The sequence below is a fragment of the Halobacillus alkaliphilus genome, assembly GCF_900113125.1.
Taxonomy (GTDB): domain Bacteria; phylum Bacillota; class Bacilli; order Bacillales; family Halobacillaceae; genus Halobacillus; species Halobacillus alkaliphilus.
This window is the reverse complement of record NZ_FOOG01000022.1, coordinates 22,900-44,784: the sequence shown is the minus strand read 5'-3', so window position 1 is coordinate 44,784 and position 21,885 is coordinate 22,900. Positions and strand designations below refer to the sequence as shown.

Genomic DNA, 21,885 nt, shown 5'->3' with positions numbered 1-21,885 from the left:
TTTGGAGAAAGGCATCCGCTTTTCTCTTGTTACATATATTTGAATTGCTCTTTAACTGAAAAAGGGGTGTACAAAGTTCGTGACCCGATCGCATCAAGGGAAAGTATATGAAGGTGTTTTATATCAATTAAAGTCCTATATTGACGAAAATCAATTAACACCAGGAGATAAATTACCTTCAGAGCGCGAATTAAGTGAACAGTTAAATGTTGGCAGATCATCGATCAGAGAAGCTTTTCGCGCCATGGAGCTGCTTGGTTTAATAGAGACTAAGCGTGGCGAGGGTACTTATATACGTGCTTATCGCCCCTATCATATGGTTGAATTATTATCGAGTTTCCTTTTAAATGAATCAAGGACCAGGGAAGAATTATCGACGGCTAAGCAAATGCTGGAGAAGGAAGCCTTGTTTATCCTTGTTGGAAAGGTCGCGGAAGGGCAAAGGTTGAAACTGGAGCAAATAATAGTCAAAGAAAAGGCAAAAGAAAGATATCAGTCTTTCTTTACCTTCTTATTTGAACTTTGTGACCGCCCACTGCTATTATCAATGTGGCAATTCATATCCGGATTCGCACTTGCAAGAGAGGATATCCAATATGAAGCTGGCTGGTATAAACAAGTGATAGAGATAATAAAAAATGGAAGTAAAAAAGATATACTTATGCTTTATCCTTAAGTATGGTTTGTCGTAATGGATCGGCAAATAAAGAGTGATTATAGCAGTGCTATTTTGTATATTAGATAGAAAGGAAGCTTTGTCCCAAAGGAGGAATCACCTTGCTAAGAGATTTTTTCAGCAAGAAAAAACGCTATGCATCCATCCCGCGACAAGAAGCGAAAAAGGATGTACCTGAAGGTCTTATGCAAAAGTGTCCAAATTGTCAAAAGATCTTTTATAGAAAAGAATTAAATCGTAACATGAATGTTTGCCCTCATTGTGATCATCATCACCGTTTGAATGCTTATGAAAGATTGGAGCATATATTTGATGAGGATACTTTTGAAGAATGGGACAAGCATATGATTTCAAGCAATCCATTAGGCTTTCCTGATTATGATGAAAAGCTTGAAAAAGATCGTTTGAAATCAGACTTAAACGAAGCCGTGGTTACTGGCAGAGCTCAATTGAACGGCTTGGATACAGCGGTAGCTGTTATGGATGCCCGTTTTCGTATGGGAAGTATGGGGTCTGTGGTTGGTGAGAAAATTACGAATGCCATTGAGAAAGCCAGGAAAGAAAAAATTCCTTTCATCATTTTTACTGCTTCAGGCGGTGCTAGAATGCAGGAAGGTGTGCTGAGTTTAATGCAGATGGGTAAAACTTCTGTAGCTCTGCAGCGGCTGCACGCAGATGGTGGATTGTTCATTTCGGTTATGACCCATCCTACCACAGGAGGGGTTTCAGCGAGCTTTGCTTCACTAGGGGATTATAATTTCGCGGAGCCTGGTGCATTAATTGGTTTTGCCGGGAGAAGAATCATTGAGCAGACTATTCGTGAGAAATTACCAGATGACTTTCAGACCTCTGAATTCTTGTTGGAACATGGACAACTGGATCGTGTGCTGCACCGTCATGAATTGAAAAAAACACTTGGAATGGTCTTAGAAATTCACCATCCAGGAGGTGAAAAAACGTGAAGCATATACTTGAGTTTGAGAAACCGGTAATTGAGCTGCGCGAGAAAATTGCAGAATTGAGACGCATGACTGAAAACAGCGAAATGGATCTGAGTGAAGAAATTGTAACCTTAGAGAAACGATTGGAAAAGCTGGAAGTCGATGTATATGATCGTATGCAGCCCTGGGACCGAGTTCAAATGGCTAGGCATCCTGAGCGTCCGACAACTCTTGACTATATTGAATACATCTTCTCCGACTTTCTGGAGCTTCACGGTGACCGCTTATACGGAGATGACGCTGCGCTAGTGGCGGGCATTGCTAAATTTCAGGGAACTCCTGTTACTGTAATTGGACATCAGCGCGGAAAAGATACAAAAGAAAATATTAGAAGGAATTTTGGTATGCCTCATCCTGAAGGGTACCGAAAAGCTCTGCGTTTAATGAAACAAGCTGATAAATTCAAACGTCCAATTATTACCTTCATTGACACGAAGGGAGCTTATCCGGGAAAGGCAGCAGAAGAGCGGGGACAAAGCGAAGCTATTGCGCGTAACCTTATGGAAATGGCAGGCCTTAATGTTCCCATCATTTGTGTTGTGATCGGAGAAGGAGGAAGCGGGGGAGCGCTTGGTCTTGGAATAGGGGACCGTATTTATATGCTTGAGAACTCCACTTACTCTGTTATTTCTCCAGAAGGAGCGTCGTCTATACTTTGGAAAGACGCAGGACTAGCCCAGCAGGCTGCTGAATCTATGAAGATTACGTCCTATGATTTAAAAGAATTAAATGTAATTGATGAAGTCATTCCTGAAGTCAGAGGTGGAGCTCACCGTGATGTAGAATATCAAGCAAGTGAAATTGAAAAAGTTATTGAGTCATCACTAAAAGAGCTCTCATCCTTGGAAAACAGCCAATTATTAGAAGAACGATTTAATAAATATAAAAGTATTGGCGATTATGCGTTTCTTGATTTATAATGAACACGGTATAAATGAATATCAGCTAATATGAAGAAGTCGCACATCGAGAAGTGCGACTTTTCCCATCTTAGGAGGATGGTAACGCTATCAAACCGAATTTTTAAGACTTGTGCCACTTGTCTTTTACATTTTACTTATTTGTACAAACTAGATGTAAGAGAGGGTCTTGTGGCTTCAGAAGGTTTCAAAAGTTCCATGATTGGGCACAAACCAATTAGTAAATAATTTGAGGTGATTCTAATGAAAAAAATTGGTGTACTTACAAGTGGCGGCGACGCTCCAGGTATGAATGCTGCTATTCGTGCCGTTGTGCGTAAAGCAATCTACCATAATGTAGAAGTCTACGGAATTAAGTATGGATACCAGGGGTTAATCGATGGCAGTATTGATAAAATGGAACTAGGCTCCGTCGGCGATATTATTCAGCGCGGCGGTACGAAGTTGTATTCAGCCCGCTGTGAAGAATTTAAGACAGAAGAAGGTCAGCTGAAGGGCATCGAACAGATGAAGAAGCACGGCATAGAAGGACTGATCGCCATTGGTGGTGACGGGACCTTTATGGGGGCTAAGAAACTGACTGAAAAAGGTTATCCTTGTATTGGTGTACCTGGAACAATAGATAATGATATTCCAGGAACCGATTTTACAATTGGATTTGATACTGCTTTAAACACGATCATTGATGCTATTGACAAAATCCGTGATACGGCTACTTCTCATGAGCGCACTTACGTTATTGAAGTTATGGGACGTAATGCAGGAGACTTGGCTTTATGGGCTGGACTGGCCGATGGAGCGGAGAGCGTATTAATACCGGAATTTGAAGATGAATTCAGTGATGTTATTGACCGCTTAAAGCGTGGACATGAACGCGGAAAGCGTCACAGCATAATAATCGTTGCAGAAGGAGTCGGAAGTGGTGTTGATTTTGGGCGCAAGATTAAAGAAGCTACAGATTTAGAGACGCGCGTTACCGTTTTAGGACATACTCAGCGAGGCGGCTCTCCGTCAGCCTCAGACCGCGTCCTTGCCAGCCGTTTGGGTGCTCATGCTGTAGACCTTCTATTGAACGGGAAATCAGGGCGCATGGTTGGTATACAACAAAACAAATTAGTCGATCATGATATAGTGGAAATCCTCAACACCAAACATCAAGTGGATCTAGATATGTATCGTCTTTCTAAAGAATTATCTATATAATATGAATTATGTATCAGAGGAGGAAATAAGTATGTTTAGAAAAACAAAAATCGTTAGTACGATTGGCCCGGCTTCTGAAACAGTTGAGAAATTAAGTCAACTAATTGAAGCAGGAATGAATGTTGCTCGATTGAATTTCTCTCATGGAGATTTCGAAGAACATGGAGCTCGTATTAAAAACATTCGTGAGGCATCTGCCTCAACAGGTAAAACAGTAGCTATATTGTTAGACACGAAAGGTCCTGAAATACGGACAGGTACTCTAAAAGAAGAAGAAGTTTATTTGGAAAAAGGCTCTACTGTCTATGTTTCAATGGATGATATTCAAGGGGATGCAGAGCGCATCTCAGTCACGTACCCTGGGTTGATTAATGATGTCCAGCCAGGCTCAAAAATATTACTGGATGATGGTTTGGTAGAGTTACTTGTAGAGGAAATCGACAACAAAAATAACGAAATCAAAACTACTGTCTTAAACAATGGTCCTTTGAAAAATAAAAAAGGTGTCAACGTACCTAATGTAAGTGTAAACTTACCAGGGATTACGGATAAAGATGCGAAGGATATTGAGTTTGGAATTGAACAGGGAGTAGACTTTATCGCCGCTTCTTTCGTACGTCGTGCTTCAGACGTTCTTGAAATTAAAGAACTATTAGAAAAGCACGGAGCGTTGGATATTCAAATTATCCCTAAAATTGAAAATCAGGAAGGCGTTGATAACATCGACGAAATCCTGGAAGTAAGTGACGGACTAATGGTAGCCCGTGGAGATTTAGGTGTTGAGATTCCAGCGGAAGATGTCCCACTTGTTCAGAAAAAGCTGATTCACAAATGCAATAAGGCCGGTAAACCGGTTATTACAGCTACTCAGATGCTGGATTCTATGCAAAGAAATCCTCGTCCAACACGTGCAGAGGCCTCAGACGTTGCGAACGCCATCTTTGATGGAACAGATGCGATTATGCTTTCTGGTGAAACTGCAGCAGGTGATTACCCTGTTGAATCCGTTCAAACGATGCACAATATTGCCAGCAAAACGGAGACAGGCTTAAATTATAAAGCGATTCTTGATGAGCGTTCTAAACACAGTGATATGACGATTACAGATGCAATTAGTCAATCTGTTACTCATACGGCTATCAATCTAGATGTAAATGCTGTAGTGACTCCAACGGAAAGCGGTCATACCGCTCGTATGATTTCGAAATATCGTCCTAGAGCGCCAATTGTAGCCATCACTTCCAGTGAATCCGTAAACCGTAAGCTTTCCCTTGTATGGGGAGTCTATGCCGTGATGGGACCGCGCGCTCATTCTACAGATGATATGCTGGACGTAGCAGTTGAACGCAGCTTAGCATCCGGAGTTGCTACCCGCGGAGACCGTGTGATTATCACCGGGGGAGTGCCAGTAGGAGAAAGTGGCACAACAAACCTTATGAAAGTTCATGTTATAGGAGATGTACTTGTCAAAGGTCAAGGCGTGGGTCAAAAGAGCGCTTATGGACGAGCTGTGGTAGCTAAAGATTCTCAAGAAGCAATCCATCGTGTAGTGGATGGAGATATTCTTGTGACACACGGAACAGATCGTGACATGATGCCTGCCATAGAAAAAGCCGCTGGTCTGATTACAGTAGAAGGCGGATTAACTTCGCACGCTGCAGTAGTAGGCTTAAGTCTAGGTATTCCTGTTATCGTAGGGGTAAAAGATGCTCTTTCTATAATTTCTGATGGGAACGATATAACTATTGACAGTTCACGCGGAGATATTTATGAAGGGCATGCAAGTGTCCTCTAAAGATTAAAAGAAGGGGAGTTTTTACACTTCCCTTCTTTTTTATTTTAGCTCAATTTAATGTTGAAGAGGGGTTCAACTATTTAGGCTTGAAGTGGAAAATTCAAATTCTGAACTGCTGAAAATATTCTAATTAAATCCAGTTTGTGTAAACTGGGTCCTTTTTGACAGCCAGAGTCAGGACAACAGAGAGTATGGGGGTATTCCCTATAATGTACTTAACTTTAAAAGTACTGGAACTCCAAGTATAATAGAAGAAAAGATCTGGAAAGGGACGATGATATGTTTCGCTGGTTATTACTGTTTATTCTGATTGTCCCGGCACTTGAGATCGGTTTACTCATTTGGGCTGGAAACTGGATTGGGCCCTGGTGGGTCATATTACTGATTATCCTTACAGGAGTTATAGGAGCGTGGCTTGCGAAACAGCAAGGTTTAGAAACGATCAGAAACTTCCAAAATTCGATGTCGAGCGGGCAAATGCCTCAGGATACTCTATTGGATGGTGCCTGTATATTAGTAGGAGGAGCAGTTTTACTAACTCCTGGATTTATTACTGATGCCATAGGGTTTTTATTATTAATTCCTCCAACTAGAGAGCCCATCAAACGTCTTATTAAAAAAGTAATTTCAAAAATGATGGATAAAGGCACCGTCACTATTTATAGAAGGTAAAATATTTCCCCCCTGTTTTTAAGAAATAGGGGGGTTAGTTTCCTTTAATAAAATACCACGTGTAATTAATAATTCCAGTAGTATGAAGAACCTTGATAAACACAATAACTAAAGGGCTAAGTATCATTCCATATAACCCGAAAGTTTGAAAACCCAGAAACATACCTGCTAATAATAAGATTGGTGGTACACCGAAATGGTTAGCGAGTAGTTTAGGCTCCAGTGCCTGTCGAACGATTAGGACAACCATGTATATGATCGAAAGACCGATGGTCATCTGGAATTGTCCTGTAAGAAATTGATAAAAAATCCACGGAATAAAAATGCTTCCAGTCCCAATATAGGGAATGATATCTACCACAGAAGCAGCCAAAGTAATCGTAAGTGCATTAGGGGCTTGAATAATGAATAAGCCGATCCCGATGATAACAGTAGATATACCTACAAGAATAAACTGGGCCCTAACGATACCTTGTAAGGTGGACTTGAGTTCCATTGGAAATCTCCTGGTTTTTTCAAGATAATGGACGGGTATAATACGATTAAGGCTATGAATAATCAATTCCCAATCCTTACATATAAAAAATATAGCCAGCATTAAAATTAGCACAGTGGTAATAGAGGAGGGCAGGCTGGTCAGTCCACGAATTAAGCTTTGAAACAAGGTTTCTAACACCTGAATGGCTGTAGCTGCTACCTTTACTTTAATTATATTTATATAATCAAATATAGAACTTTGCTGCTCAGGAGATAATTTAAGGATAACTTGTTCGATTTTATTGAGTATAGGGGTGAACCAAATGGTGAACTGGTCGATGGAATGGTTCACCAGTTTACCAAAGTTTACAGGCGCTGCTAATGCCAAGCGCTGTATACCTTTAATTAGTTCAGCAATGACTAATATAAGTAAAGAAGCGGTAAGAAGGGTTAGTAAGAACAACAGCGATAGTACGGCCAGGGTTCTGGGGAAATGTAATCTTTTCTCTAAAAGTTGAATAAATGGTTGAAGAGCACCTGAAATCAAAAAGGCAAGGAGAAAAGGATATAAATATTTCCAAGCTCCAATAATTAAAAATATAATGGATAGCATAAGAGTGACTACAAATAGGAAGCGGAAAAACTGGTGAAAAACGGGGTTGTCCATTTGAACCTCACTTTCTAGTGAATTTTTCACTCAGGGTCAGCTTTTTAGTGAAAGAGTTATTTTAAAAAAGGAATTCCCTATGAAATTTCGATAAATTCCCTTAAATTAAACGGTTTCAATTCACATTCAACTCAGAATACTTTATAATTGTCTTTGGGGTTCATTTCCTAATTATTTCATATAAGTACATTAAGCGTTTTCTTGCCGCTTGGGCCGAAAACATCGGAAATTTTTAAAAGGAGAGATTGTATGTCATCAACCAAAGGTCTTGAAGGAATTACAGCAACTGAATCATCGATTAGTTCAATTATTGACGATAAATTAACCTACGTTGGTTACGATATCGATGATCTAGCAAATAACTCAAGCTTTGAAGAAGTTATCTATCTTCTTTGGAATCAGAAACTTCCAAACAAAGATGAACTGAATCAATTTAAATCTGATTTAATCTCAAACATGGACATCCCTCAGGAAGTAGTAGAGCATCTCAAATCTTATGATCTATCTACTGTACATCCAATGGCTGCTTTACGTACTGCAGTTTCCATGCTGGGCATTCATGATCCTGAGTCAGATGTAATGGAAGATCAAGCAAATAAAGACAAAGCTCTTCGAATTCAAGCAAAAATGCCTACAGTTGTTACGGCCTTTGCTCGTATCCGTAAGGGAGAGGAGCCAGTTTCTCCTAAAAAAGAATTAAGTTTTGCAGCTAACTTTTTGTATATGCTGAATGGCAAAGATCCTGAAAATATTGAAGTCGAGGCATTTAATAAAGCATTAGTATTACATGCAGACCATGAATTAAATGCATCAACGTTTACGGCACGTGTATGCGTGGCGACACTATCTGACATATACTCAGGAGTGACCGCAGCCATCGGTGCTCTAAAAGGACCTCTTCATGGCGGAGCCAATGAGCGTGTTATGAAGATGCTTACGGAAATTGGCAGCGTTGAAAATGCGATTCCTGCTATCGAGAAGAAGCTTGAAAACAAAGAAAAAATCATGGGTATGGGGCATAGGGTTTATCAGTACGGCGATCCTCGTGCCAAGCACTTAAAAGAAATGTCCCGCGAGCTGACTAAGCTCACAGGTCACTCTAAATACTACGAAATGTCTATCAAAATTGAAGATTACATTAAAGAAAATAAAGGACTTCCAGCAAATGTGGACTTCTATTCTGCATCGGTATATCACAGTCTTGGAATTGACCATGACATTTTCACACCGATCTTTGCGGTCAGCCGAGTTTCTGGATGGTTAGCTCACATTCTTGAGCAGTATTCAGATAACCGCCTGATTCGTCCCCGTGCTGAGTATGTAGGACCTAAGGGTCAGACTTACACACCAATTGACGAACGATAAGAGAGGGGACGCTAGTCTTCCTCTTTGCTTTTGCTTCTATATAATTTAACGTATGATAGAAGAGGATATTACATCCCATTTTATGAAATAAATTTAGGAGGGTATATTTTGACACAATCTGAGAAAATCACAGTAGAACAAAACGGAGAATTGAACGTACCTAATCGTCCAATTATCCCTTACATTGAAGGTGACGGTATTGGTCCGGATATTTGGGCAGCTGCCAGCCGTGTAATTGAAGCGGCAGTAGATAAAGCTTACAACGGAGAAAAATCTATTGAGTGGAAGGAAGTATACGCTGGTCAGAAATCTTATGACAAAAGCGGTGAATGGCTCCCAGACGCTACATTGGATACCATTCGTGATTACAAGATTGCAATAAAAGGACCTCTGACGACTCCGATCGGCGGTGGAATCCGTTCACTTAACGTAGCTTTACGTCAAGAACTTGACTTATTTACCTGCCTGCGTCCGGTACGCTATGTAGAAGGTGTACCATCACCTGTTAAACGTCCAGAAGATACAGACATGGTCATCTTCCGTGAAAACACTGAGGACATTTATGCAGGTATCGAATGGCAGAAAGGTACACCTGAAGTTAAAAAGGTTATTGACTTCCTTCAAAATGAAATGGGTGTACATAATATCCGTTTCCCTGAAACTTCTGGAATTGGTATCAAGCCGGTTTCTGAAGAGGGTACGAAGCGTCTAGTTCGTGCATCTATTGATTATGCTTTGAATGAAGGTCGTAAGAACGTAACGCTAGTTCATAAAGGAAATATCATGAAATTTACTGAAGGTTCCTTTAAAGCATGGGGTTACGAAGTAGCTGAAGAGGAATACGGAGATAAAGTATTCACATGGCTGGAATACGACCGAATCGTTGAAAAAGAAGGAAAAGAAGCAGCTAATAAGGCACAGGACGCTGCAGAAGCAGAAGGTAAAATCATTGTAAAAGATGCGATTGCAGACATCTTCCTACAGCAGATTTTAACTCGTCCAAAAGAATTTGATGTAGTTGCTACCATGAACCTGAATGGGGACTATGTTTCAGATGCGCTTGCAGCTCAGGTTGGCGGAATAGGAATTGCACCTGGTGCGAACATTAACTTTGAAACAGGTCATGCTATTTTTGAAGCTACGCATGGTACAGCACCGAAATATGCAGGTATGGATAAAGTAAATCCGTCCTCTGTAATCCTGTCTGGCGTACTTATGCTTGAGCACCTTGGGTGGAGAGAAGCGGCAGATTTAATTTCTAAATCCATGGATAAAACCATCGGTAGCAAAGTGGTAACTTATGACTTTGCACGAATGATGGATGGTGCTAAAGAAGTGAAGTGTTCTCAGTTCGGTGACGAACTAATTAAAAATATGGACTAATCGCTGATTAAAAAGGAGCTGGGTAATATGGCTATTCGCAGAAATAAAATATCCGTAATCGGTGCCGGCTTTACTGGTGCTACTACTGCACTTATGGCAGCCCAGAAAGAATTGGGAGATGTTGTGCTGGTCGATGTCCCTGATATGGAAGACCCTACTAAGGGAAAAGCTTTAGATATGTTAGAAGCGAGTCCTGTACAAGGGTTTGATGCCAAAGTAAAAGGAACTTCTAATTATGAAGATACTAAAGGCTCTGATCTGGTGATTATTACAGCGGGAATTGCTCGAAAGCCTGGCATGAGCCGTGATGATCTTGTTGCGACGAACTCAAAGATTATGAAAAGTGTAACAAAAGAGATCGTAAAGCATTCTCCAGACTGCTACATTATTGTATTAACTAATCCAGTTGATGCGATGACGTACTCTGTATTCCAGGAATCCGGACTACCGAAAAACCGTGTTATTGGCCAATCTGGTGTTTTGGATACATCGCGCTTCCGCACCTTTGTAGCGGAGGAACTGAATGTTTCCATAAAAGATGTCACCGGTTTTGTCCTGGGTGGTCATGGAGATGACATGGTGCCATTAACTCGCTATTCTTTTGCAGGCGGCATTCCGCTTGAAAAATTAATTTCTAAAGAACGTCTTGATGCGATAGTAGAACGTACAAGAAAGGGAGGCGGAGAAATTGTAGGGCTGCTTGGTAACGGCAGCGCCTACTACGCTCCAGCTGCTTCACTTGTGCAAATGGCAGAAGCGATCTTAAAAGACCAGCGTCGTATATTGCCAGCTATTGCATATCTGGAAGGTGAATATGGATACGATGGCATTTATCTTGGAGTTCCTACCATCCTTGGTGGAAATGGAATCGAAGAAGTCATTGAGCTTGAATTAACGGAAGATGAAAAGCAGCAGCTCGATCAATCAGCAGACTCTGTTAAAAATGTGTTAAATGTATTAAAATAAGAGTGAAAAGGATTCGGGGCTATCCTCGAATCCTTTTTTACACAACTAACAGAAAACGCTTTCAAAGAGGTGGTTTAATGTTAAGTAAAAAGAGAAAATTAGGAAAAAAAATGAACGACTTACGAGTAGGGGATCTCTTCACAACTTCTGCAACAGTTGAAGATCGTGATCTACTCATGTATTTAGGACTTACAGATGATGCAAACCCTCTGTATATTCAGCACGACTATGCCTCGCAAACTCCATTCAAACGTCCGATTGTGCCCACGGTTATGGTGTTTGGGATGGTATCTTCCATAATATCGATGCACCTTCCTGGGCCGGGCAGTCATATTGTTTCTCAAGAAATCTCATACCCGAAACCCGTTTATCACTACGCTGAAGTACGGTTTAGAGCTGAGGTTACCTCTGTGAATAAAGATAAGCATCTTGTTACGATTCAAGTCACTGGCTATGATGAGGAGGGAGATGAAGTAGTCCAGGGTACATTAGAGGTGAAGCCGCCATATGAACCCAACTCCATGAATGCTCACTCTCTTGAAAACTTTTATTAAAATCCTGACCGAGGCCTTCCTGTGAGGCCTCTTTCTTATTTTGAATCCTTTAGAAAAAGATCTGATTGTCGATAGTTAGTATAGATATGTTTCTTAAATTAGAGCTTCTGCCACTTTTCATGATGCGAAACGCGAATATGGGGAGCCTCCCTTTTTAAATATCATCGTGCCGTGATAAAAAAGCTTATGGTGCGTTAAAGTCCCTAAATTAAGCAAATGAATGATTTATTAAGTTTAAGTAAAAATTATTAACATCCATATCCAAATTGTAAAGTTCATTGTATTATGAAATTAACTTGTAGGTTGGGGTGATGAGAAGTGGATCAGAAGATTTTGATTGTTGACGATGAAGAATCCATCGTTACGTTACTTAAATATAATATAGAACAGGCCGGTTTTGAAACAGACATTGCTTATACGGGTACGAACGCTTTAGAGAAAGCATCTGTTACTTCTTTCGATTTGATTGTACTGGACGTTATGCTGCCAGGAATGGATGGAATGGAAGTTTGTAAGAAATTGCGGCAAATGCAGGTAGATACGCCTATTTTAATGCTTACTGCAAAAGATGATGAATTTGATAAAGTTCTTGGCTTAGAATTAGGGGCTGACGATTATTTAACTAAACCATTTAGTCCAAGGGAAGTTGTAGCCAGGATTAAAGCTATTTTACGCCGTATGCTTCGTGAACCTGCAGAAGTCGATGAGACTCATATAAAAGTTGCGGGTCTCTCTATTTACCCGGAACAATATGAAGCAACGATTAATGAAGAACCTCTGACTTTTACGCCTAAAGAATTTGAACTTCTTCTCTATTTAGCGAATAACCTTGGACGAGTGCTTTCAAGGGATCAACTTCTTCGAGCCGTCTGGAATTATGATTTTGCAGGTGATACAAGGATTGTGGATGTACACGTAAGTCATTTACGGGAAAAAATAGAACCAGAGACCAAAAAGCCGGTCTATATTAAAACCATCCGTGGACTTGGATACAAAATGGAGGAACCGAAATAGATGTCATCTAATACGAGACCGTTAATTACCTACACAATTTTAGTAGTCATTGTGATGGTGGGTCTTGGAATCCTTTTAGCTCAGCTGACACGAACCTATTTCATCAATATATTTGAAGACCGTGTAGCCGTTGAGAGTCAGTACTTTTCTACTTATCTTGAGAAATATGCGAAGAATAATGATATTAGTCAGGAAGAGCTCTTTAATTTCAGTGAACAGCTGAATACAGGTATGGTGTTTGAATCTGATAATGGTGAAATACTAGTGGATACTGTCGAAGCGATCCCCATCATATCCGAAAATGAAAAACAGCGAGTCTTAAACAGCGTCGACAGCAATGGCTCACAAGAGGGGCAATTAATCGGAGATTTGTTTTACTATACCACCAGTATAGAAGTGAACAATACGGAGGGAACTTTGACTCTTCTCTCTCCTGTTAAATCGTTAACTAATATCACAAAGAACATTTGGTTGTTAATAGGGGTCACTTTATTCTTAGGTCTCTTAGTTATATTTGTTATTGGATTTAATGTGTTTTCTAAATACATCCGTCCGATTCGTTCAGCTGCCAACGTGGCAACCGAGCTCGCAAAAGGGAATTATAAAGCCCGGACTTATGAGGGTCACTTTGGTGAAGCCGGTCAGCTCAGCCGCTCCATTAACATTTTAGCTAGAAATCTTCAGGAGATGACCAGTACTCAAGGGATGCAGGAAAATCAGCTTGAAGCCGTTATTAACAATATGGGAAATGGGCTTGTTCTGATTGATGAGAAAGGATATATTCTCCTTGTAAACCGCGCCTTTTTGGAAACGTTTAAAGGAGAGTCTGCCGAATATGTTAGTTATTTATACCATGATGCAATACCATATACAGCGATTCACGAAACTGTGAAGAAGATCTACATGTTTGAGGAAACCGTTAGTGAAACGTTTGTTTTGCCGGTAAAAATAGATCGTAAACACCTTGAAGTGACCGGAGCTCCAATTTTTAGTGAAGATCGTAAGTGGAAAGGTGTTGTACTGGTATTTCACGACATAACAGAACTTAAACAACTAGAGCAAATGAGAAAAGATTTTGTAGCCAACGTTTCCCATGAGTTGAAAACGCCTATTACTTCTATAAGGGGTTTTTCTGAAACGCTTTTAGATGGAGCAATGAAAGATGAGGTTATGCTTGACCAGTTCCTTCATATCATTTTAAAAGAAAGCGGAAGGCTTCAATCACTCATTCAAGATCTTCTTGAACTCTCTAAATTAGAAAGAGAAGATTTTAACTTAAATATTGAACAAGTTAATATTCAACGTCTGTTGTCCGATCTTCTTCCTATAGTTCAGCAGCATGCTGACCAAAAGGAAGTTCATTTAACAACAGAGGTAGAAGGAAACACGATTATCGAAGGAGATTCAAGTCGTTTAAAACAAGTCTTTATGAATTTATTGACCAATGCGATTAATTACACCAAAGTAGATGGAAACGTCTCGTTGACCTATAAGGATTTCGACGATCGAGTGCTAGTCTCAGTAGCAGATAATGGTGTAGGGATCCCGCAGGAAGAGGTTTCCCGCATTTTTGAACGTTTTTACCGTGTAGACAAAGCAAGAAGCAGAAATTCAGGAGGGACTGGCCTGGGTCTTGCTATTGTGAAGCACATTGTCGAAGCTCACCACGGAAATGTCCATGTAGATAGTGTCGTAGATGAAGGCACAACCTTTCACATGGAAATTCCTAAGCAATTTACACAATCTTAATAATGACTTAAATGAATATTTATATTTCTTTGGTAAGATTACTATGAAACCCTTTCATCCAAGGTGTTTTCTCTTTTAGGCAGAAGCTTCCCTCGCTTCTGCCTCTTTTTTGTTACAGAATTTCTATTTAATTTAACCATTCTATAAATTGTAAGAATAACGAGGTCTTTTTTTCTTCTCAGTACTAAACATGGTAGAATGAACAAAAAGGCTTTTTTTATTATTGAAGGAGTGAGTTCATGGCTGAAAAGGTTGTATTAATTGATGGAAACAGCATAGCGTATCGTGCATTTTTTGCACTGCCTTTATTAAATAATGATAAAGGTGTATATACGAACGCGGTATATGGCTTTACTACGATGCTATTGAAGATTTTAGAAGAAGATCAGCCGGACCATTTATTAGTGGCGTTCGATGCTGGGAAAACAACTTTCAGGCACGAAACTTATAGTGAATATAAAGGCGGACGGCAGAAGACTCCTCCGGAATTATCCGAACAGTTTCCAGTTCTAAAAGAACTTCTTGATGCTTTCGGAGCTAAGTATTATCAGCTTAACCAATATGAGGCTGATGATATTATTGGTACAATCGCTGATCAGGCGGGGCAGGATGGATATGAAGTAAAGGTAATTTCCGGAGATAAAGACTTACTTCAATTGGTGACGGATCGGGTAAGTGTGAGCCTGACGAAGAAGGGCATTACGAATGTGGATACATACGACCCTTCTTTCATGGAAGAAAAAATGGGGGTTCGTCCTGACCAGATTATCGATTTGAAAGCACTTATGGGAGATAGTTCTGATAATATTCCAGGGGTTCCCGGCGTAGGAGAGAAAACTGCCGTAAAACTGCTCAAGCAATTTGATACCATTGACCGTCTATATGATAATCTGGACCAGGTAAGCGGTAAAAAATTAAAAGAGAAGCTGGAAAACCATAAAGAAGATGCATACATGAGCCGTAAGCTTGTAACGATTGAGAGACAGGCTCCAATAGAAATAGAATTAAAAGATTTAGGTTATCAAGGTTATCAATCCACTCAGGTCAGCCACCTATTCAAAGATCTGGGTTTTCAGTCGCTATTGTCCAGAGTCCAAGAAGGCGGTATAGAGCAGGAAGGTGAAACTGCTGAACCTTTTCCGGATATTAAAGTGGAAGTTGTAGAAGATTTTGAAGACGACATGTTTACCGGTAAGGAAGCCTTAGTTGTTGAGATGCTGTATGACAACTATCACCAGGCTGCAGTAGAAGGAATTGCAATTGTTAATGAATCGAATAAGTATGTGATTTCAATGGACAATGCAAAAATTTCAAAAGGATTTAAGAAATGGGCCGAAGATGGTGAAAAAGAAAAATGGGTGTTTGACGCTAAACGTACAGTGGTAGCTCTTATGCGTCATGATGTAAATATTAAAGGCATTCAATTTGATCTCTTATTGGCTTCTTATTTGATTAATCCAGCTGAAAACCACCATGACATTCCAGCTATCAGTCATCGGATGGGGGAAAGCAAAGTTAAATATGATGAAGAGGTTTATGGAAAAGGCGCTAAAATGAAGCGTCCTGAAAATGATGACGACTTCTACGAACATATTAGCAGGAAAGCTGACATGGTGTATAAGCTTAAAGACACAGTGGAAAATGAACTGAAAAATAAAGAACAGTACAATTTGTATATGGACTTAGAGATGCCCCTTGCTTTAATTCTGGGGAGAATGGAGCATAGAGGAGTTCTTGTAGACCAAAAACGTCTAGAGGAAATGGGCGCTGAATTGGAAAGCAGACTGACTGCTATAGAAAAAGATATTTTCGAGCTTGCCGGAGAATCTTTTAATTTGAATTCTCCGAAACAACTTGGTCCTATTTTGTTCGAAAAGTTGAACTTGCCAGTTATTAAGAAAACGAAGACCGGGTATTCGACCTCCGCTGATGTACTTGAACAATTAGAAGATCATCACGAAATCATTTCCAAGATTTTAATGTATCGTCAATTGGGTAAACTGAAGTCTACTTATATTGAAGGACTGCTTAAAGTGATTAACGAGGATACTCATAAGATTCATACGCGATTTAATCAAGCCTTAACACAAACTGGACGTCTAAGTTCAACTGAACCAAATCTTCAAAATATCCCGATTCGGTTAGAGGAAGGACGCAAAATTCGTCAGGCCTTTATTCCTTCAAAAGAAAACTGGGTTATTTTTGCTAGTGACTATTCTCAAATTGAACTTCGTGTACTCGCGCATATTGCACAAGATGAGAAACTGATTGAGGCTTTCCGCGAAGGGCAGGACATTCATACACAGACAGCGAGTGAAGTGTTTGGTGTTGCCAAAGAAGACGTTACGAGTGAAATGAGAAGACAGGCTAAAGCGGTAAACTTTGGAATTGTTTATGGAATCAGTGATTACGGATTATCCCAAAGTCTCGATATTTCGCGTAAAGAGGCTCAAGCATTCATAGATAAGTACCTGGAGAGTTATCCAGGGGTTAAAACCTATATGGAGGAGACGGTTCAGGAAGCAAAACAGGTTGGTTACGTTACTACCTTTATGAATAGAAGGAGATATCTTCCTGAGCTGACCAGCCGTAATTTTAATCGACGTAATGCAGCTGAGCGTACGGCTATGAACACTCCCATTCAAGGAAGTGCTGCTGACGTGATCAAAAAAGCGATGATTGATCTTGAACAGCGGCTAGCTGAAGAAAAGCTGGAAGCTAAGATGCTGCTGCAAGTCCATGATGAATTGATTTTAGAAGCACCAAAAGAAGAAGTAGAAAAGTTGAAAGAAGTCGTTGCATCAGTAATGGAACAAACGGTGAAACTAGACGTTCCATTGAAAGTGGATTATTCTTATGGATCTACCTGGTATGATGCAAAGTAAGTGAGGAGAATGACACCATGCCTGAACTTCCAGAAGTCGAAACAGTTAGACAAACATTAAAAACCTTAATTTTAAATAAAACCATAGATGATGTTTCCGTTTATTGGGGAAATATTATTAAGAATCCAAAAGATCCTGATGAGTTCAAGCGCCTGCTTAAGAATCAATCCTTTCTGGATATTGAACGTAAAGGCAAATTTATGATCTTCCACATGGAAGATTTGGTGCTTGTCTCACATCTTCGGATGGAGGGGAAATTCGGGCTATATGAGGCAGAGGTTGAAAAGCCCAAGCACACTCATATCGTATTTCATTTTACAGATGGCACAGAATTGAGATACGACGATGTACGTAAGTTTGGCACGATGCACGTGTTTCCAAAAGGGGAAGAAAAGGACCGGAAACCTCTCAATCAACTAGGCCCTGATCCATTTGATAAAGCCTTTACACTTGATTACTTTTTTCATAAATTACAAAAAACATCCCGAAATATTAAGGCGGTTCTTTTAGATCAGTCCATTGTAGCTGGACTTGGAAACATTTATGTGGACGAAGCCTTATACAGAGCGCGTATCCACCCGGAACGATTGGCGAACCAGCTTTTAAAAGAAGAAGCAGATCGAATTAGAAAGTCAAGTGTGCAGATCATAGAAGAAGCTATTAGTCTGGGCGGAAGTACAATAAGATCTTACCTAAACAGCCAGGGTAAAATTGGAAGTTTTCAACAGAATTTAAAGGTTTATGGCAAACAGGATACAATTTGCATGGAATGCGGGGATTTAATCATAAAAACGAAGGTCAGTGGAAGAGGTACTCATATTTGTCCAACTTGCCAATCGTATCAAAATTTTTAGAGTCCCATATACTATTTACACCTTAGCGAACAGGGGTGGAATAGATGGGGATTACGACTTTCACTTTTTTATTTGTTATTGCACTTAGTATAGATAGTTTCGGCATAGGATGCGTTCTGGGGATGAAAAAGATCAGTCTTTCACTGAGAGGAATTTTAACGATTGCCTTTTTATCAGGTGCAGGATTCATGGTCTCTTCTTACATGGGCGCTCTTATATTGCCGATGGTTCATCCGGATTATGCGGAAAGACTTGGGGCGCTAGCTTTAATTGGAATTGGATTGTATTTTTTATATCAATACTTTCGTAAACATGATCATAGTCAGAAGAAAGAGCCATGGTCCCAGCCTGCCCGCGTACTTAACGATCCTGTAGCAGCAGACGTTGATCAGTCCGGCGGTATTAAGGGAAAAGAAGTATGGTTATTGGGAGCCGCCCTCTCACTGGATACACTCGGTGCCGGCATCAGCGGAGCTTTTATGGGGGTTGAACCTTTTGTAACAGCTTTATGGATCTCGATAATCACATTTTTTATGCTCTATGCCGGGATTTTGAGCGGAGCCAAATTAAGTGAAAAAGCAGAAAGTGTCTCGATTGTACCTGCTGTATTATTAATTACAATAGGGATAATGAAATTAACGTAAGGAGGTTTCAGTTTGACCGTTGTTATTGGATTGACTGGAAGTATTGCAAGCGGTAAAAGTACGGTTTCTCAAATGTTTTCAAAGTTTAACATCCCTGTTGTGGATGCCGATCAACTTTCCAGAAAGGTTGTTGAACCAGGAGAGCCTGCCTACAACAAAATTGTCGAGGCTTTTGGTTTTCAAATTCTTAAGGAAGACCGGACGATTGACAGAAAGCGACTTGGAAAAATTATTTTTTCAGATGAAGAAAAGAGGCAACAGTTAAACTCCATTGTCCATCCGCAAGTGAGACAGGAAATGCTGGAAAGGAGAGATGCATACAAGGCTGAGGACTATCCAGCCGTGGTACTTGATATCCCTTTGCTTTTTGAGAGTAGACTTACCAGTTATGTGGACCGGGTAATGGTGGTTTATGTAGATGAAGAAACACAGCTGAACCGGTTAATGGAAAGGGATCAATCAGAACGTGAAGAAGCCGAAGAAAGAATCCACGCACAATTATCGATCGCGGAAAAAGCAAAAATGGCGGATGCTGTAATCGATAATAATGGAGCTGTAGAGGAAAGTTTTCAACAATTAAAAGACATACTTCATCAGTGGAACATCGTATAGTAACACGTCAGAACTTTTTTAGTTTTGGCGTGTTTCTTATTTTATAATTTTGTGAGTAGCCTACTTTTAAAAAAAATCTTAGTTTAACTGAAAAAGCGCTTACAATATGTTATACTATTTCTGAAAAATCGATTTTAAAGTATATCATATATATAGGGGGCTGGAGCATGGGGAAAACAAAGATCGCTATAAATGGCTTAGGTAGAATTGGGAGAATGGTTTTTAGAAAAGCTGCAGCAGATGATTCAATTGAACTGGTAGCAGTTAATGCCAGTTACCCTCCTGAAACTATAGCTCATATGTTGAAATATGATAGTGTACACGGCCGTTTTGATGGAGAAATTAGAGTGGCAGCAAATGGTTTGGAAGTGAATGGGAAAAAAATAGAGATGTGTTCCACTCGTAATCCTCTGGAATTGCCCTGGGATCGTCTCGGAGTAGACATTGTTATTGAAGCTACTGGTAAGTTCAGAACTAAGGATGAAGCCTCTTTGCATATTGAAGCAGGTGCAAAGAAAGTAATCATCACAGCTCCTGGTAAGCAAGTTGATGCAACGATCGTTATGGGAGTAAACGAAGAAACCTATCTTCCGAAACAGCACCATGTGATTTCCAATGCTTCCTGCACGACCAATTGTCTCGCTCCAGTAGTTAAAGTTCTGGAAGATGAATTTGGAATAGAAAATGGTCTGATGACCACGGTCCATTCTTTTACAAATGATCAAAAAAACTTAGATAACCCCCATAAAGATTTACGAAGAGCTCGTGGATGTACTCAGTCCATTATACCAACTTCAACAGGAGCTGCCAGAGCGCTTGGGGAAGTCATTCCCAGCTTGAATGGGAAGTTAAATGGTATGGCTTTGAGAGTTCCTACACCAAACGTATCATTAGTTGATTTAGTCGTGGATCTAAAAAGAGATGTAACAGCTGAAGAAGTGAATCAATCATTTTCTAGGAAGGCTTCAAGAGAGATGAAAGGTATAATAGAGTATAATGAAGAACCGTTGGTATCTATTGATTATACAACTTCGCCTTCTTCCGCAATTATTGATGCTCTTTCTACTCAGGTAATTGAGAACCGCAAAGTAAAAATATTAGCCTGGTACGATAATGAGTGGGGATATTCCTGCCGTGTCGTTGATCTTGCGAAATATGTAGGAAATGTAATGAAGCAAGAAAAAGAAGCCCGTGTTTCTTAGTAGCCAATCAACCCATAAGTATCTTATAATAGGACCATCGTGTAAGGTATTATTTTACAGGAACTCTCATCATTAAAAAATATATAGAGAGAGCCATGTGAAAATAAATCTTGCAAAATGGGGGTATAACGTATATACTTCTTTTTGACCTTCTGAATTTCAATCCATTTCATCTCTACTCAAAGGGTTAGGACCTCTCAGGACTAACTTTCCCCCGTGGTAGTGCATGACTGTTTTTTAGAAGGGGAAGAAGTTAATGTACAAAAGGGGGATCCTAATTATGGATACAATGGGAAGACATGTAATAGCTGAACTTTGGGATTGTAATGAAGGAAAATTGAATGATATGTCGTATATAGAACAAGTTTTTGTCGACGCCGCTTTAAAAGCAGGGGCAGAAGTAAGAGAAGTTGCTTTTCATAAATTCGCTCCTCACGGTGTTAGCGGAGTAGTCATTATTTCTGAATCCCATTTGACGATTCACAGCTTTCCTGAACATGGGTACGCAAGCATTGATGTTTATACATGTGGAGATCGTATAGATCCTAATGTTGCAGCTCATTTTATTGTGGAAGCTTTAGAGGCAGGGCGTAATGAAACAGTTGAAGTTCCAAGAGGAATGGGCCCTGTAGAAGTTGAACAGTCACGAGCTTTATAATTGTTAAAGGTAAAAGCCACACAGAATATTCTGTGTGGCTTTTTTGAATCGGTTAGTGTTCTTCAAATTCTCATCACACTCACCTGATTCATCCATTTGAGTTCCCATTTCTTATTTTGTTGAATCGTGTTAAAATGTAGGAAGCCAATGTCGAATGGAATGAAGGGGTTAGGTAAGTGAAAGCATTTATATCCAGATATTTTAGTAATCATTCGGAAACTAGTGAGCAGCATAAAGATGAGAAGCTTATTACCCATTACTACAATGCTAAGCATGAGGAACTTATTCGTGCAGTGGAGTCCCTTTTTCCATCCCCTTCAGAAATTGTTGCCGTGTCTAAAGAGCGTGGGGAAATCACAGTAAAGTATAAAGGGAAGAGACGTGCATTTGTAGTGGCAACGATTATTATGGTGCGTCCTTTTAGGATAGCTGTAGATTTTTCTGTCACAACAGATTCAGGAGGCCCTGTAGATTTGGGGTTTAGTCGTAATCTAATTATTAATCTCTATGACGAATTAGATGGACAATTTACAAGAGTGGATCCATCGTAAGGATGCCAATGAAATGAAGACTATGTGGAGTTGATCG

20 protein-coding genes are annotated in these 21,885 nt (G+C 40.0%); 19 read left to right on the top strand and 1 reads right to left on the bottom strand.

Annotated features, from left to right (window positions below; all coding sequences use genetic code 11):
• The first annotated feature begins 79 nt into the window (after positions 1-79).
• From BMZ06_RS12435 to BMZ06_RS12410, 6 genes are all read left to right on the top strand, one after another.
• Positions 80-676: a FadR/GntR family transcriptional regulator gene (locus BMZ06_RS12435; protein WP_089752343.1), complete on the top strand. Its 597-nt coding sequence runs from the start codon at positions 80-82 to the stop codon at positions 674-676.
• Between the two features lie 101 nt (positions 677-777).
• Complete coding sequence (gene accD / locus BMZ06_RS12430; protein ID WP_089752342.1) at positions 778-1,638, top strand: acetyl-CoA carboxylase, carboxyltransferase subunit beta; 861 nt, start codon at positions 778-780, stop codon at positions 1,636-1,638.
• Positions 1,635-2,597 (top strand): acetyl-CoA carboxylase carboxyl transferase subunit alpha, encoded by a 963-nt coding sequence (gene accA / locus BMZ06_RS12425; protein WP_089752341.1) that lies wholly within the window; start codon positions 1,635-1,637, stop codon positions 2,595-2,597. Before accD ends, accA begins: the two co-directional genes overlap by 4 nt.
• A 243-nt stretch (positions 2,598-2,840) precedes the next feature.
• On the top strand, positions 2,841-3,800 hold the full coding sequence (pfkA, locus tag BMZ06_RS12420; RefSeq protein WP_089752340.1) for a 6-phosphofructokinase: 960 nt from the start codon (positions 2,841-2,843) through the stop codon (positions 3,798-3,800).
• A 31-nt stretch (positions 3,801-3,831) separates the two neighbouring features.
• Positions 3,832-5,595 carry a pyruvate kinase gene (gene pyk, locus BMZ06_RS12415; RefSeq protein ID WP_089752339.1) on the top strand — a complete coding sequence of 588 codons (1,764 nt, stop codon included), beginning with the start codon at positions 3,832-3,834 and terminating at the stop codon, positions 5,593-5,595.
• A 279-nt stretch (positions 5,596-5,874) separates the two neighbouring features.
• Complete coding sequence (locus BMZ06_RS12410; protein ID WP_089752338.1) at positions 5,875-6,267, top strand: FxsA family protein; 393 nt, start codon at positions 5,875-5,877, stop codon at positions 6,265-6,267.
• 34 nt (positions 6,268-6,301) lie between these two features.
• Here BMZ06_RS12410 and ytvI read toward each other — a convergent pair whose 3' ends face one another.
• Positions 6,302-7,441 (bottom strand): sporulation integral membrane protein YtvI, encoded by a 1,140-nt coding sequence (ytvI, locus tag BMZ06_RS12405; protein ID WP_139205830.1) that lies wholly within the window; start codon positions 7,439-7,441, stop codon positions 6,302-6,304.
• A gap of 219 nt (positions 7,442-7,660) precedes the next feature.
• Between ytvI and citZ the strand changes: the two genes are divergently transcribed.
• The 13 genes from citZ (at position 7,661) to BMZ06_RS12340 (ending at position 21,848) form a co-directional block, all read left to right on the top strand.
• Positions 7,661-8,776, top strand: coding sequence for a citrate synthase (citZ, locus tag BMZ06_RS12400; protein ID WP_089752336.1), 1,116 nt, complete (start codon positions 7,661-7,663; stop codon positions 8,774-8,776).
• Between the two features lie 108 nt (positions 8,777-8,884).
• Entirely contained in the window at positions 8,885-10,159 is a 1,275-nt protein-coding gene (gene icd, locus BMZ06_RS12395; protein ID WP_014643992.1) for an NADP-dependent isocitrate dehydrogenase, read from the top strand.
• A gap of 27 nt (positions 10,160-10,186) precedes the next feature.
• On the top strand, positions 10,187-11,125 hold the full coding sequence (gene mdh, locus BMZ06_RS12390; protein ID WP_089752335.1) for a malate dehydrogenase: 939 nt from the start codon (positions 10,187-10,189) through the stop codon (positions 11,123-11,125).
• Between the two features lie 77 nt (positions 11,126-11,202).
• Entirely contained in the window at positions 11,203-11,679 is a 477-nt protein-coding gene (locus BMZ06_RS12385; RefSeq protein ID WP_089752334.1) for a MaoC family dehydratase, read from the top strand.
• A gap of 318 nt (positions 11,680-11,997) precedes the next feature.
• Positions 11,998-12,693 (top strand): response regulator transcription factor, encoded by a 696-nt coding sequence (locus BMZ06_RS12380; protein WP_089752333.1) that lies wholly within the window; start codon positions 11,998-12,000, stop codon positions 12,691-12,693.
• Positions 12,694-14,442: a two-component system histidine kinase PnpS gene (pnpS, locus tag BMZ06_RS12375; RefSeq protein ID WP_089752332.1), complete on the top strand. Its 1,749-nt coding sequence runs from the start codon at positions 12,694-12,696 to the stop codon at positions 14,440-14,442.
• Between the two features lie 239 nt (positions 14,443-14,681).
• On the top strand, positions 14,682-17,327 hold the full coding sequence (gene polA, locus BMZ06_RS12370) for a DNA polymerase I (RefSeq protein ID WP_089752331.1): 2,646 nt from the start codon (positions 14,682-14,684) through the stop codon (positions 17,325-17,327).
• 17 nt (positions 17,328-17,344) lie between these two features.
• Positions 17,345-18,181, top strand: coding sequence for a DNA-formamidopyrimidine glycosylase (mutM, locus tag BMZ06_RS12365; protein WP_089752330.1), 837 nt, complete (start codon positions 17,345-17,347; stop codon positions 18,179-18,181).
• Positions 18,182-18,225: 44 nt separating this feature from the next.
• On the top strand, positions 18,226-18,825 hold the full coding sequence (locus tag BMZ06_RS12360; protein WP_089752329.1) for a manganese efflux pump: 600 nt from the start codon (positions 18,226-18,228) through the stop codon (positions 18,823-18,825).
• A gap of 12 nt (positions 18,826-18,837) precedes the next feature.
• The gene (coaE, locus tag BMZ06_RS12355) at positions 18,838-19,437 is read left to right on the top strand and encodes a dephospho-CoA kinase (RefSeq protein ID WP_089752328.1); all 600 of its coding nucleotides are present in this window, start codon (positions 18,838-18,840) and stop codon (positions 19,435-19,437) included.
• A gap of 167 nt (positions 19,438-19,604) precedes the next feature.
• On the top strand, positions 19,605-20,639 hold the full coding sequence (locus BMZ06_RS12350; RefSeq protein WP_089752327.1) for a glyceraldehyde-3-phosphate dehydrogenase: 1,035 nt from the start codon (positions 19,605-19,607) through the stop codon (positions 20,637-20,639).
• Between the two features lie 280 nt (positions 20,640-20,919).
• On the top strand, positions 20,920-21,297 hold the full coding sequence (speD, locus tag BMZ06_RS12345) for an adenosylmethionine decarboxylase (protein WP_014643982.1): 378 nt from the start codon (positions 20,920-20,922) through the stop codon (positions 21,295-21,297).
• A 176-nt stretch (positions 21,298-21,473) separates the two neighbouring features.
• Positions 21,474-21,848, top strand: a complete 375-nt coding sequence (locus tag BMZ06_RS12340; RefSeq protein WP_089752326.1) for a cytosolic protein — start codon at positions 21,474-21,476, stop codon at positions 21,846-21,848.
• Positions 21,849-21,885 lie beyond the last annotated feature (37 nt).